This window comes from Arthrobacter glacialis, assembly GCF_002909415.1.
In the GTDB taxonomy this organism is placed as follows: domain Bacteria; phylum Actinomycetota; class Actinomycetes; order Actinomycetales; family Micrococcaceae; genus Specibacter; species Specibacter glacialis.
In genome coordinates this window covers 56,768-68,687 of the sequence record NZ_PPXB01000005.1, presented here as the reverse complement: position 1 = coordinate 68,687, position 11,920 = coordinate 56,768, and the positions used below count along the sequence as shown (strand labels likewise).

Sequence of the window (11,920 nt, the reverse complement as noted above, 5' to 3'; positions counted from 1 at the left end):
GGCGGGGATAACTTGACGGGCTAGGCCTAAACAGCAATAGTCACAGGTACAGGCCGCGAAGGGGAGCCGTCATGGCGTTCTCACCCCTTGCAGCAAGCTGAACAAGGAGGCGCAGCATGAGCACCCCAGAGCAATCACCGCAGGACGCAACACCCGAATCCATCCCGGCCCCCACAGGGATCGTGGTGGGAATCGACGGTTCGGATCAAAGCAATTGCGCCTTGATTTGGGCCGCCCGCCAAGCCAAGCTCCGCAACCTCCCGCTGCACCTTGTTACCGCCTACACGGTCCCCATATTTGCCGCCTCGGGCCTCGATGGCGGTTACGCCACAGTGGACGACGACGTCATCCGCCAAGGCGCGGAGGCTGTCCTTCGCGAGGCTGCCGCGAAAGTGGCGCACTTGGAAGTGGCCATGGATGCCCGGGTTGAAAACGGTGACGCTGCAGGGGTTCTGCTGGAGTTGAGCGAATCGGCGCAATTGCTGGTATTTGGTTCACGGGGCCGTGGCGGCTTCATTGGCCGGCTCCTTGGCAGCGTCAGCTCCGCACTGCCAGCCCACGCGAAGTGCCCCACAGTCACTGTGCCCCTGAGCTGTGCACGGCGCCTGGGCGAAGGTGCCCCGAGCGACAAACCCGCCCCCGTGATTGAAAACGTTGTCACAGTGGGCGTGGACGGGTCCGCGCATGCACGCTACGCCGTTCTGCTCGCTGCTGAACAAGCCGAACGCTCCGGTGCCACCCTGCGCATCATTTGCGCCGTCAAGCCATACACGGGCTCGCTTGCCTGGATGCCCGCGCCAGTGGATCGCGAAGCGCTGTTTACCGAGATTCAGCAGCAGCTCGACGCCGGTGAGAAGTGGATCCGCAGCCATTTCCCCAAGCTGCCCATTGAGGTTGCGCTCATTGAAGGTTCGGCCGTGGAGGAGTTGGTGAAGGCCTCGGAGACCTCGGAATTGGTGGTCTTGGGCACCAGGGGCCGCGGTGGCTTTGCCGGTATGATGCTCGGCTCCACCACCGACGGCGTCCGCCACCACGCCAAGGGGCCCATCATGGTGGTCCGGGACCGTGAAGATCCGCGTCAGGACGACCGCTCGGCGTTTGGCCCGCTCCTGCAGGCATAGAGCTCAACGACCATCACAACAAGGACCCCAGCGCATTGACTGCGCCGGGGCCCTTCGTGTTTCAAAGCAGATTTAGTACCTGGCTGCGTAGGGGAAGAGGCTCATGCCTGACATCCACGACAAGGGGGTGACCTGGATAGGTTGGCCGTAATTCAGTGCCTGCACCACCTGGTTGTTGCCAATGTAGATGGCGATGTGGCCAAACCGTCCCGAACCGTCGTCATCAAACACCAGCAGGTCCCCGTACCGCATTTGTGAAAGTGGCACGCGCTGCGGGGCAGCCCAGAACTGGTCGGTGCCTTGACGCGGCACTGAGATTCCGGCGGAAGCAAACGCCTGCTGAACCAGTCCGGAGCAGTCAAACGCGGTGGGACCGTTGCCACCCCACTGGTACGGCCCGCCAACCTTGGACATGGCGTAATTCACCATGACCTGGGTGTAGGAGCCCGACGGCGGCGGGGTTGGCTTCGGCGTCTCCACGGGTGGAACCACCGGTGGCTTGACCGGCGGCGCCACGGGCGGGGGAGTGGTGGGTGCCGGAGGTTTCGGTACAGGCGGGTTTGGTGCGGGTGGCTGAGGTGCAGGCGGGTTGGGCACTGATGGATTGGGTACTGACGGCTTGGGCGCCACAGCTGGCGGCCGCTCAGGAGCGGGGGCGTTGGTGGAGGCATCAATTTGGGCCTTCAGCGCCTCCTCCTGCGCCTTGCGGGCCAGCGCGTCCACGCGGGCGCCTTCAAGTGCCGAGGTGGTGTTGTGCAGCGTCGCCAGCCTTTGCAACAAGACCTCGCGTTGGCTTTGATTCTCAGCCACGACGGCGGCCTGGGCGTCAGCAGCTCCCTGCGCCTGCGTGCGGGAGGATTCAGCGGCTGCCGTGGCGTCCTGCGCTGCCTTGCTAGCTGCCTCGGCTTGGGCGTTCAAGGCTGTGGAGGTGGCTGCTGCGGCCTGGGCTGCAGCAAAAGTGTGCGCGCGATTGGCGCTCAGGGCCAGCAGGGTTGAGGCCTGGTACAGGGTGTCATCGGCATCTGAGCTGGCCAGGATGGTCTGAACTCCCAAATCCAATCCGCCGCTCTTGTAGAGGCTGCCGGCGAGCTGTGCCAGTTGGGCCTTGGCGTTCTTGTGAGCGCTGGTGGCTTCGGCGGCCTTTGCCGTGGCCGTTTCGGCATCAGCTGTGCGCTCTTTAAGGATCACCAGGGCATCCGTATAGGTGTTGTTGGCGCCCATGGCTACCAGTGTGGATGCCTGCAGGCGGTCATTGGCGGAGCTGAGAATTGCCTCCAGCTTGGCCGATGCAGTGGCCGTGGCAGCCTCGGATTCCTTGGCTTTTGCTATGTCGTCCGGGCTGGGAATGGCAGGACTGAAGGGTTGCAATGCCGTGCCAAGGAGCGCCGCCGTGCTGGCTGAGATGGTGTTGGCCGAGATGGCGGCGGGGGAGGCAAATGACGGGGCGATGAAGGCCGTGGAAGCCAGGGCGGCGCAGCTCAAGGCCGTGGTGCCACGAATTAGAAAGCGCATTCTCATCCAGTTGCCTTACTGTGGAGCGGAAAGTGGGGGCTATTGAAAAGCTCACCGAGCTGGGCCAGTTTTCGCGGAATTTCGCGGGTGGATTGGCACAACAGATCTGACACTACGGCCACTCTAAACGCTTTGGCAACACCAGTAACACCAGCATCAAGAACTACAAGGTTGTGATTTAGCCCCAGCCAAGTTCATGCAAGCGCTCGTCACCGATGCCGAAGTGATGGGCGATTTCATGGGTAACAGTCACCATGACCTCGTGGATGACGTCCTCGGCACTCGTGCAAATCTCCAGGATGGGCTGGCGGAAGATGGTGATCCGATCCGGCAGCGAACCGGATTCCAGCCCGTCGCCACGTTCTGTCAGTGGCACGCCCTCATAGAGCCCCAGCAGCACGGTGTCCGGATGCTCACCGGGTCCGGGGGTATAGTCCTCGGAAATGAAAATCACCACGTTGTCCATCTGGGCCCGCAGCGCTGCCGGGATCCGGACGATGGCGGCCTGAACCGCGGCATCAAATTCCGTCTCAGTCATGGCAAAGGGGCCAAAGTGGGGGATGCCGGCCAGGGGATTCTCATGCATGCTTTCAGCCTAGTGAGCTTGGCCTTGAAAAGGGGCCCCAGACGCTCGTTTTGCGTTCTGGGCAAAATGCCCCTATAGTTTTTGGAGTCCACTTCGGACCGAAGCGCTGGAAACTACGCAGCGGAAAAGAAGCAGACTTAGGCCCCCATCGTCTAGCGGCCTAGGACACCGCCCTTTCACGGCGGCGGCACGGGTTCGAATCCCGTTGGGGGTACTTGCGAGTGAGTGGTAATCGGCTGAGAAAAAAGCTGGTACGCTATAACTCGTGAAAATCACTCGAGAGGGTGAAGGAAACAAAAAGCAGTATCGAGTATGGCCCTGTAGCGCAGTTGGTTAGCGCGCCGCCCTGTCACGGCGGAGGTCGCGGGTTCGAGTCCCGTCAGGGTCGCTTAGGTTGTCTTGGCTAGTTCAAGGGAATCTGGTGACGAGGATTTTCAGATCACCAAGGCTCTGTAGCTCAGTTGGTAGAGCGTTCGACTGAAAATCGAAAGGTCACCGGATCGACGCCGGTCGGAGCCACCAGTAAGACCCCGAGAAATCGGGGTCTTTCTAGTTTAACAAGGAACCCGGCCGAGCACCTCTGAACGCATGATTGTGATCACAGGGCCATATTGGTGTCAGCTTTTGAAGAAGACGCCCGGCCCCATTCATTGCTCCATAAATAAAAGATTGCCCGGGAAACAGATCTCTTTTGTAGATGTTTGCGATCCCTCGCGGCGTTGCCCCTCAACTTTTCGGTGCATAGGCTTACCGTAAAGGAAACAGAAAGGGCCCGTTCATGGACTTGCACAACCAGTCGTCACAGATTCCAACCACCACCAGCGCCGAGGAAACCCAGGGGCGCACTGTCATTGCCGAAACAGCTGTGGCCAAAGTCGTTGGTATTGCTGCTCGCGGTGTTGCGGGAGTCCATGCCCTTGGCTCGGGGACTTCACGGTCCATCGGTGCCATTCGCGAGGTGGTGGGCGCCACGGACCTGACTCAAGGCGTGCGGGTAGAGGTGGGCGAATCCCAGGTGGCAGTGGACATCATCTTGATGGCCGAGTACGGCTACCCCCTGCAAAGCCTGGCCAATTCAGTCCGCAGCGCCGTTTATGCAGCGGTGGAGGACTTGGTGGGACGCAGCGTCATCGAGGTGAACATTGAAATCACAGATGTTTACATCCCCACGGCTGAGGCGGAAAAGCCAGCCGCACGCACCCGGCTTACCGAACGCCTGGGCGCTGCCGTTAAACCCTCAAGCACTGAGGCCACGGAACCTGGCGTACATCTTTCAAAAGAAGCAGGAGAATCGGCATGAGTCTGAGCATAGTGTGCGCGGCATTTGGTGCATTTTTGGCGTTCATGGCTTTCGCCTTCGGGTTTTGGGGGTTCGTGGTCGCGGCACTGTTCATAGCCATTGGCGCCATTGTGGGCCGCGCGGCCGGCGGAAAACTTGATTGGCGCGGTGTCCTCGATGCCCTCACCGGCCGCCGTTCGTCGTCGTGAGTGAAAATGCGCAGCGCCCTGCCGAGGCCCCGGGGACGGCTGGGCTGGCCGGGCACAATCGCGTCAGCACCCAGGCCCTGACATCAGTGGCCAAGGTTGCTGCTGCTGAAGCCCTTGCCGTGCCGCCCGCGCAGGTGCGGGTGAGTTTCTCCGACGACGCCGGGGCGCTGGCTCTCGCCATTTCCGCGCCCATGGGTGCCCCGGCTCTTCACGAGGTGTTGCGCAACCCCGACCGGGTGGCTAGGAGCGGTGGCAGCGTCTTGGCCCGGGCCACGGCTGCCAAGGCGCGCATCCTGGCCCAAGTCGAGTATCTGACCGGATCCCAGGTGAGCCGGGTGGACGTGCGCATCTCCGCCCTCTTGACGCGCGATGACGGGAGGGTTTCATGAGCGATTTCATGACGCGGGTGCTTCGCAGGGAAACCCACTCGCCGCGCTCGGGTTGGTCCGTGGTGGCAGCAATTCTGGTCGCATTGGCGGCCATTTACGCCTTGTTGGAGTCTGTTTTGGCTGCGCTGGGTCAGCCAGCCTGGCTGGTGCATCCCCTCGACGCCCTCACCTGGATTGCCGATCTGCCGGGGCCCTACCCGCAGATCCTGCTCGGCGCAGCAGGATTCCTGATGGCCTTGGTGGGCTTGATTTTCTTGGGCAACGGGCTGCTTCCGGGACGGCGGGCACGGCACGTCATTGACAACCCGCGGGTGGCCATTGTGGTCGATGACGAGGTCATAGCCTCCGCCCTGGCCAAGTGTGCCCGCGTGGCGGCAGGTGTTACCCGCGAACAAGTCATGGTGGTAGTCTCGGCGCGCCTCGTGCAGGTCAACGTCCGGCCCACATCGGGGATCCGTTTGTCGGAGCAAAAGATTCAGGCGGCAGTTGAGTCCCAGCTGGCTGACATGGAGCTGGACCCTCGACCGGCAGTGACTGTGAAATTGGCATCGAGCGGGGTGATTGGAGTATGAACGGCACACCCCGCGGACTCAATAGATTTCTGCTGAGCCTCATCGGCCTGATCCTGCTGGCAGCCGGAGCCGGCCTGATCGTGCTGGTGGCAGTTCCCTCAGCTGCCACGTGGTGGCAAAACTATGCGCACAACCAGGTGGCGTGGCTGCGTGACTACGCGGAGCATTCGCGGCTGATCCTGACCTCCCAAAGCTGGGTTTGGTTTGGTGTGGCCGCGCTGTTGCTGGTGATAGTCATTGTCATGATTTCGTGGATTTCCAGCCAAGGAAACGGCCGCGCCAACACCCTGCTGGACATTTCCGGCACCGCGGACGACGACGGGGCCGCCGGGGCTGTCCGGCTCAGTTGCGCCGTGGCTGAGCAGGCGCTCAAGAGCGCGTTGTTGGAGCGTACAGATGTGTTTGGTGTTTCCGTGACGAGTTATGACTTCCGCCAACAAACAGCACTGAAGGTGCGTGTCCTGCCGCGGCAGGGAGTATCCCCGCATCTTCTGGCCCATGAAATAGCGGAGCTCGTGGTGGCCTTGGATGAGTTATTGGGGTTCGAGGTCCCCGTAGTGCTGAGCATCGGCAGTGCGGCCCGGTCACGGTTCACTAAAGCCGAAAGAGTCCGCTAGGGTAACTTTCATCACCACCCCCAGGTGCAAGAGTACTTGGGGGAGCACGTCAACTGCAGGGGAGAAAAGCATGTCTGAGAACAATTCCGAGAATTCGGCTGTCGACGCAGCCAAGGATTTTGCTGGCGATGCAGCCGGGAAGGTTAAGGACGTTGCCGCGGACGCCACCGAAAAGGCGAAGGAATTTGCCGGCGATGCGGGCGAGAACATTAAGGAATTCGCGGGCGAAACAGTAGAGAACGTGAAGGAATTCACGGAAGATGCTGCGGAGAATGTGAAGGAATTCGCCGGGGACGCCGTGGAGCACGCCAAGGGTCTTGGCGCAAAAATTGCCGGCATCTTTAAGCACGACAAGTAAGTACAGAGCTACTTGTAATTGCGGCGAGCTCGGGGCTGATGGCCCCGGGCTCGCCGCATTTTTTACCGGGTCACCCACACGGCCGAGTTTGGCGCCAACATTGTGTCGGCAACAGCTTCCACTCCGCTGGACATCACCACTTGGGCCCCCGCCGGCAGCTCAACCGGAACAACGCTGACGTTGCCCATGGCAGTTATTGCGCCGTTGCTAAAAGCAACAATGCCTGACGCGGGATCGTGTTCAGGCGCCCAAGTGTGCGTGCCTTGGCCCAGCCGATGTTCTGACCGCAGTTTCAAGGCGTCGCGGTACATCTCCAGGGTGGACCCGGTTACACCGGCTTCCACATCCGCGGCATAGCTGGCAAAGGACTCTGGCTGCGGCAGCCAGGGCTGCGTGGACGGCTCCTGTGAGGTGGCGGCGGAACTAAATCCGTACCCCAGTTCGCCTGCCTTCCATGGCAGCGGGACCCGGCAGCCGTCACGGCCACGTTCAACCCCGTTGGTGCGGAAGAAGGACGGATCCTGGCGCACAGAGGCATCCAAGGCTGTGTGCTCGGGCAAGCCAAGTTCCTCGCCCTGGTACAGGTAAGCGGAGCCCGGCAAAGCAAGCATCAACAGAGTTGCCGCGCGGGCGCGAGCCAGCCCCAGAGCGTCATCCGGTTGTTCGTCCGCAGCGCTGATCCCCTTGGGAAACGTTGTTGGGTCCTTCAGGCCAAAGCGGGAAGGGTGGCGGACAGTGTCATGGTTGGACAGCACCCAGGTGGTCGGTGCGCCGACGCTCGCGTTGGCCGCCAAGGAGTCCTCCACGGCCGAGGCGATGCGTTCGGCATCCCACCCAGCCAGCAGAAACTCAAAGTTAAAGGCCTGCTGCATCTCGTCCGGGCGGACGTACAAGGCCAACCTTTCCGGCTGCTCAACCCAAGCTTCGGCAACCAACATGCGGTCGCCGTCGTACTCCTTCAGGACACGGTTCCAAGCCCGGTAAATCTCATGGACACCGTCCTGGTCAAAGAACGGCGACGGCGGGTCCAGGGCAGGCTTTTCCTGGCGGGCCGGGGGTTGGGGCGTGTCTGTAGTGACCTCGTCGCCGGAGACCATGGCCGAGAGTCCGTCCCAGTCGGGAAGGCCGGGCGCCTTCACCATCCCGTGCGCCACATCCACACGGAAACCGTCCACGCCCCGGTCCAGCCAGAACCTGAGCACGGACTCCATTTCGGCATGGACTTGAGTGTTATCCCAGTTCAAATCGGGTTGCTTGGTGTCGAAAAGGTGCAGGTACCAGTGTCCCGGGGCGCCATCCTCCGCTACACGGGTCCAAGCCGGGCCGCCAAAGATGGACCGCCAATTATTCGGCGGCTCGTTACCGTCAACGCCCTTGCCATCGCGGAAGATGTAACGGTTGCGGGCTGCCGATCCTTCGGGGGAGTTCAGGGCTTCCTGGAACCACTCATGCTCGTCGGAGGTGTGGTTTGGGACCAAGTCCACGATGACGCGCAGGCCAAGCTTGTGGGCCTTGGCCAGCATTTCGTCAAAGTCGGAAAGGTCGCCAAACAAGGGGTCAACCTGGCGGTAATCTGCCACGTCATAACCGGCGTCGGCCTGGGGTGAGAGGTAGAACGGTGACAACCAAACTGCGTCCACCCCCAGCTCGGCCAGATACTCCAATTTGCCGGAAACACCTGGAAGATCGCCCATGCCATCACCGTTGCCATCGGCAAATGAGCGCGGGTAAATCTGGTAAATCACGGCACTGGCCCACCATGGGGTGGCCATTGTCTGCTGAAAAGATGTCATGGTTTCCTCCTGAAACAAAACGGTAACGAAATGATGTAAGCGCTTGCACTATTGCATCACATCTTACTAGTGTGAGCTACACCACCCCAATCAGCGACATGAACAGCGCGCTGTAACTCGGGATTTTCACTTTAGGAGAATGAGCATGGGAACCAAGATTTCAAGGATGTACATGCCGCTGGCTGTTGCCGCGACACTCGCCATGGCCCTGTCCGCCTGTAGCGGCGGGACGGGCGGCGGCACAGAAGGCGGCGGTGGCGGTGCGGCGTCGGAAAACCTGGACGCCCGCGGGCCCATCACCTACGTTCAGGGCAAGGACAACTCCGAGGTGATCCGGCCGCTGGTGGATAAGTGGAACGCGGCCCACCCCAACGAGACTGTCACCTTCAAGGAGCAGACTGACAAGGCCGACCAGCAGCACGATGACCTGGTCCAGCGCTTCCAGGCCAAGAACGGCGACTATGACGTTGCCAGCGTTGACGTGGTGTGGACTGCAGAGTTCGCCGCCAAGGGCTGGCTGCAGCCGCTCAAGGACAAGATGGCGATCGACACCACCGGCTTCTTGCCGGCAACAGTGGAGGCGGCAACCTACAAGGACACCCTGTACGCCGCGCCGCAGACTTCCGACGGCGGCATCCTTTACTACCGCAAGGACCTGGTTGCGACCCCTCCCACCACGTGGGAGGAAATGTTGGCCATGTGCCCCATCGCCAAGGAAAAGGGCATCGATTGCTACGCCGGGCAGTTTGCCCAGTATGAGGGCCTGACGGTGAATGTTGCCGAGGCCATCAACACCGCCGGTGGCACCATCGTTGACAAGGACGGCAAGGCCACGGTGGACACCGCCGAGGCAAAGGCCGGGATGACCAATCTGGTGCAGGCGTACAAGGACGGGAACATCCCCAAGCAGGCGGTGACGTACCAGGAAGAGCAGGGCAGGATCTCCTTCGAGGAAGGGAAATTGATGTTCCTGCGCAACTGGCCGTACGTGTACAACCTAGCGAAGTCGGAGGGATCATCCACGGTCAAGGACACCTTCGGGATTGCCCCGCTGCCCGGCAAGGACGGCCCCGGCGCATCCACATTGGGTGGCCACAGCCTGGCCATCAGTGTTGACTCGAAATACAAGGCCACAGCCAAGGACTTCACGGCCTTCATGATCACTGAAGAAACACAAAAGTTCTACGCGACCCAGGGATCCCTGGCGCCGGTGATGGAAAGTCTTTACACCGATGCGGAGCTCGTTGCAAAGCTTCCGTACCTGCCGGTGCTGCTGACCTCCATCCAGAACGCTGTGCCGCGGCCCGTCACGCCGTTTTACCCGGCCGTGACCTTGGCAATCCAGCAAAACAGTTTCGCCGCCATCAGTGGGACAAAGAGTGTTGATCAGGCTATGACGGACATGCAGGCGGCCATCGCCGCTGCGGGGTCAAAGTAACCCGTCAATAGCGCACGGGCGGCGTTCCCGGCAGTGGTCAAACACGCCGGGAACGCCGCAGTGCCAGTCTTCGCATCACCGCTCGCGTGATGCCACACACAGAGTCGTGGTGAAAGGAAAGTAGCATGTCTACACAGCTTGAGCCGGGGGCGATCCCCGGTCGAAAGACAGCCCGCAAGGGTGGTGCGAACAAGGAAGTCGGCCAAGACCGCAAGGAAAAGACTCAGGGGCGTGCAGCGTCGCTGCTGGTTGCACCCACCCTGATCGTGCTGGCCATCGTCATCTTGTACCCGGTGCTCAACGCCGTCTATATGTCCTTCCAGCAGGATGAGGGTCTTGACCCGGTGACGGGGAGTTTTGTAGCCGGCGGGTTCGCCGGCTTTGCCAACTACATTCACTGGCTGTTCCAACAGTGTGAGACGCCCACGGGCCCTGCCAGCTGCCCGCCCGGAACCTTGGGCGCCCAATTCTGGAGCGCCACGGGTGTCACCTTCTTCTTCACCGTTGTCACAGTCTTCTTCGAGACCGTCCTGGGTTTTTGGATGGCAGTCATCATGGCCCGCGCCTTCCGGGGCCGTACCGTGCTGCGGGCAGCGGTGCTGGTGCCGTGGGCCATTCCCACCGCCGTCACCGCCAAGCTGTGGTTCTTCATTTTCGCCTTCGACGGCATTGCCAACAGCGTGTTCCAAACTGACATCCTGTGGACCGGCAGTCAGGGCCCCGCACAGGCGGCCATCATCATTGCCGATGTCTGGAAGACCACACCGTTCATGGCGCTGCTCATCCTGGCCGGGCTCCAAATGATTCCCGCCGAGGTGTATGAGGCGGCCAAGGTGGACGGCGCCTCCGCATGGCAGCGGTTCCGGCTCATCACCTTGCCCCTGGTCAAGCCGGCGCTCATGGTGGCCATCTTGTTCCGCACCCTGGATGCCCTGCGCATGTACGACCTGCCAGCCATCATGACCAACGGCGCCAATGGCACCACCACCTTGTCCATCCTGGTGGTCCAGCAGATTCGTGTCGGCTTCAATGCGGCCGCGGCTCTGTCCACCATCACCTTCTTGATCATCTTCATCGTGGCGTTCATCTTTGTGCGGTTCCTCGGAGCCAACGCTGTTGAGTCCGCCAGCGGCGGGGCAAAGGGGAAAATGAAATGAGCACCACAACCTCAACCGTGGCGTCCCACACCGCTGCTGCCAAGTCGGTGGCCCGACGCCGGGAAACCTGGGCAAGCGCCCGCACGTACATCAGTGCCGCCGTCATCGTCATCTGGTGTCTGCTGCCTGTTTACTGGATGATTGTCACGGCCTTCCGCGAAGTTGGCTACACCTACGACTCGACACCGTTCTTTACGCACGTGACCTTGGACAACTTCAAGACGGCGTTCTCCTCTGAGATGGGCAACCACCTGGACCGGGCGCTGTTGAACTCGCTGTTCATTGCCGGTGTCACCACCATTGTGGCGTTGATCTTTGGTGTGTTCACCGCGTACGCGCTGGCCCGGCTGACTTTCCGGGGCAAGTACTTGGTGCTGGGCGTTATCCTCGGGGCATCCATGTTCCCGGGCGTTGCGATCGTCACCCCGCTGTTCCAGCTGTTTGGCAACATTGGCTGGATCGGCACCTACCAGGCTCTGATCATTCCGAACATCTCGTTTGTGCTGCCGCTGACCGTCTACACGCTGACGTCCTTCTTCCGGGAAATGCCCTGGGAGCTGGAGGAAGCTGCCCGCATCGACGGATGCACCCAGGGCCAGGCATTCCGGCGGATCATCATGCCGCTGGCGGCTCCGGCAGTGTTCACCACCGCGATCCTGGCCTTCATTGCGGCCTGGAACGAGTACTTGATTGCCAGCATCCTCTCCAATGACGCCACCCAAACGGTCACGGTTGCCATCGCTCGCTTTGCCGGAGCCGAGCCCCACCAGGAACCGTATACGGCAGTCATGGCGGCGGGCACCGTGGTCACCATTCCGCTGGTGATCCTGGTGCTGATATTCCAGCGCAAGATCGTGGCAGGACTGACCGCAGGGGCGGTGAAGTAGGC

At 61.4% G+C, this 11,920-nt stretch carries 13 protein-coding genes and 3 tRNA genes; 13 read left to right on the top strand and 3 right to left on the bottom strand.

What is annotated here, in order from left to right; genetic code table 11:
* Positions 1-116: 116 nt before the first annotated feature.
* On the top strand, positions 117-1,121 hold the full coding sequence (locus CVS28_RS07250; RefSeq protein ID WP_103481125.1) for a universal stress protein: 1,005 nt from the start codon (positions 117-119) through the stop codon (positions 1,119-1,121).
* A gap of 72 nt (positions 1,122-1,193) precedes the next feature.
* Here CVS28_RS07250 and CVS28_RS07245 read toward each other — a convergent pair whose 3' ends face one another.
* A complete protein-coding gene (locus tag CVS28_RS07245) occupies positions 1,194-2,639 on the bottom strand; it encodes a C40 family peptidase (RefSeq protein WP_243399749.1) in 1,446 nt (481 codons plus the stop codon).
* 172 nt (positions 2,640-2,811) lie between these two features.
* The gene (locus tag CVS28_RS07240; protein WP_103481123.1) at positions 2,812-3,219 is read right to left on the bottom strand and encodes a metallopeptidase family protein; all 408 of its coding nucleotides are present in this window, start codon (positions 3,217-3,219) and stop codon (positions 2,812-2,814) included.
* Between the two features lie 141 nt (positions 3,220-3,360).
* Here CVS28_RS07240 and CVS28_RS07235 point away from each other — a divergent pair.
* From CVS28_RS07235 to CVS28_RS07195, 9 genes are all read left to right on the top strand, one after another.
* Positions 3,361-3,433 (top strand) — tRNA-Glu (locus CVS28_RS07235).
* Between the two features lie 100 nt (positions 3,434-3,533).
* Positions 3,534-3,607, top strand: a tRNA-Asp gene (locus CVS28_RS07230).
* A 58-nt stretch (positions 3,608-3,665) separates the two neighbouring features.
* Positions 3,666-3,741: transfer RNA gene (locus CVS28_RS07225), tRNA-Phe, on the top strand.
* A 256-nt stretch (positions 3,742-3,997) separates the two neighbouring features.
* On the top strand, positions 3,998-4,519 hold the full coding sequence (locus CVS28_RS07220) for an Asp23/Gls24 family envelope stress response protein (protein ID WP_103465325.1): 522 nt from the start codon (positions 3,998-4,000) through the stop codon (positions 4,517-4,519).
* Complete coding sequence (locus CVS28_RS07215; protein ID WP_103465326.1) at positions 4,516-4,707, top strand: hypothetical protein; 192 nt, start codon at positions 4,516-4,518, stop codon at positions 4,705-4,707. Before CVS28_RS07220 ends, CVS28_RS07215 begins: the two co-directional genes overlap by 4 nt.
* On the top strand, positions 4,704-5,096 hold the full coding sequence (locus CVS28_RS07210; RefSeq protein WP_207767480.1) for a hypothetical protein: 393 nt from the start codon (positions 4,704-4,706) through the stop codon (positions 5,094-5,096). The genes CVS28_RS07215 and CVS28_RS07210 overlap by 4 nt, the downstream gene beginning before the upstream one ends.
* Positions 5,093-5,668 (top strand): Asp23/Gls24 family envelope stress response protein, encoded by a 576-nt coding sequence (locus CVS28_RS07205; protein ID WP_103481122.1) that lies wholly within the window; start codon positions 5,093-5,095, stop codon positions 5,666-5,668. The genes CVS28_RS07210 and CVS28_RS07205 overlap by 4 nt, the downstream gene beginning before the upstream one ends.
* The gene (locus tag CVS28_RS07200) at positions 5,665-6,285 is read left to right on the top strand and encodes a hypothetical protein (protein WP_103465328.1); all 621 of its coding nucleotides are present in this window, start codon (positions 5,665-5,667) and stop codon (positions 6,283-6,285) included. Before CVS28_RS07205 ends, CVS28_RS07200 begins: the two co-directional genes overlap by 4 nt.
* Positions 6,286-6,355: 70 nt before the next feature.
* Positions 6,356-6,643, top strand: coding sequence for a hypothetical protein (locus CVS28_RS07195; protein ID WP_103481121.1), 288 nt, complete (start codon positions 6,356-6,358; stop codon positions 6,641-6,643).
* 62 nt (positions 6,644-6,705) lie between these two features.
* Here the strand turns inward: CVS28_RS07195 and CVS28_RS07190 are convergent, their stop codons facing one another.
* Positions 6,706-8,436, bottom strand: coding sequence for a glycoside hydrolase family 13 protein (locus CVS28_RS07190; protein WP_243399748.1), 1,731 nt, complete (start codon positions 8,434-8,436; stop codon positions 6,706-6,708).
* A 145-nt stretch (positions 8,437-8,581) separates the two neighbouring features.
* Between CVS28_RS07190 and CVS28_RS07185 the strand changes: the two genes are divergently transcribed.
* The 3 genes from CVS28_RS07185 to CVS28_RS07175 all read left to right on the top strand — a co-directional run bounded on the left by CVS28_RS07185 (position 8,582) and on the right by CVS28_RS07175 (position 11,918).
* Positions 8,582-9,874, top strand: coding sequence for an ABC transporter substrate-binding protein (locus CVS28_RS07185; RefSeq protein WP_243399747.1), 1,293 nt, complete (start codon positions 8,582-8,584; stop codon positions 9,872-9,874).
* 125 nt (positions 9,875-9,999) lie between these two features.
* Positions 10,000-11,031, top strand: coding sequence for a carbohydrate ABC transporter permease (locus CVS28_RS07180; protein ID WP_103465331.1), 1,032 nt, complete (start codon positions 10,000-10,002; stop codon positions 11,029-11,031).
* On the top strand, positions 11,028-11,918 hold the full coding sequence (locus tag CVS28_RS07175) for a carbohydrate ABC transporter permease (RefSeq protein ID WP_103481120.1): 891 nt from the start codon (positions 11,028-11,030) through the stop codon (positions 11,916-11,918). The genes CVS28_RS07180 and CVS28_RS07175 overlap by 4 nt, the downstream gene beginning before the upstream one ends.
* Positions 11,919-11,920: the final 2 nt, after the last annotated feature.

Coding starts and splice junctions, on each gene's coding strand:
- CVS28_RS07190 (WP_243399748.1), bottom strand. CDS start 8,436: ATGACATCTTTTCAGCAGACAATGGCCACCCCATGGTGGGCCAGTGCC.
- CVS28_RS07185 (WP_243399747.1), top strand. CDS start 8,582: ATGGGAACCAAGATTTCAAGGATGTACATGCCGCTGGCTGTTGCCGCG.
- CVS28_RS07220 (WP_103465325.1), top strand. CDS start 3,998: ATGGACTTGCACAACCAGTCGTCACAGATTCCAACCACCACCAGCGCC.
- CVS28_RS07240 (WP_103481123.1), bottom strand. CDS start 3,219: ATGCATGAGAATCCCCTGGCCGGCATCCCCCACTTTGGCCCCTTTGCC.
- CVS28_RS07200 (WP_103465328.1), top strand. CDS start 5,665: ATGAACGGCACACCCCGCGGACTCAATAGATTTCTGCTGAGCCTCATC.
- CVS28_RS07195 (WP_103481121.1), top strand. CDS start 6,356: ATGTCTGAGAACAATTCCGAGAATTCGGCTGTCGACGCAGCCAAGGAT.
- CVS28_RS07180 (WP_103465331.1), top strand. CDS start 10,000: ATGTCTACACAGCTTGAGCCGGGGGCGATCCCCGGTCGAAAGACAGCC.
- CVS28_RS07205 (WP_103481122.1), top strand. CDS start 5,093: ATGAGCGATTTCATGACGCGGGTGCTTCGCAGGGAAACCCACTCGCCG.
- CVS28_RS07175 (WP_103481120.1), top strand. CDS start 11,028: ATGAGCACCACAACCTCAACCGTGGCGTCCCACACCGCTGCTGCCAAG.
- CVS28_RS07215 (WP_103465326.1), top strand. CDS start 4,516: ATGAGTCTGAGCATAGTGTGCGCGGCATTTGGTGCATTTTTGGCGTTC.
- CVS28_RS07245 (WP_243399749.1), bottom strand. CDS start 2,639: ATGAGAATGCGCTTTCTAATTCGTGGCACCACGGCCTTGAGCTGCGCC.
- CVS28_RS07250 (WP_103481125.1), top strand. CDS start 117: ATGAGCACCCCAGAGCAATCACCGCAGGACGCAACACCCGAATCCATC.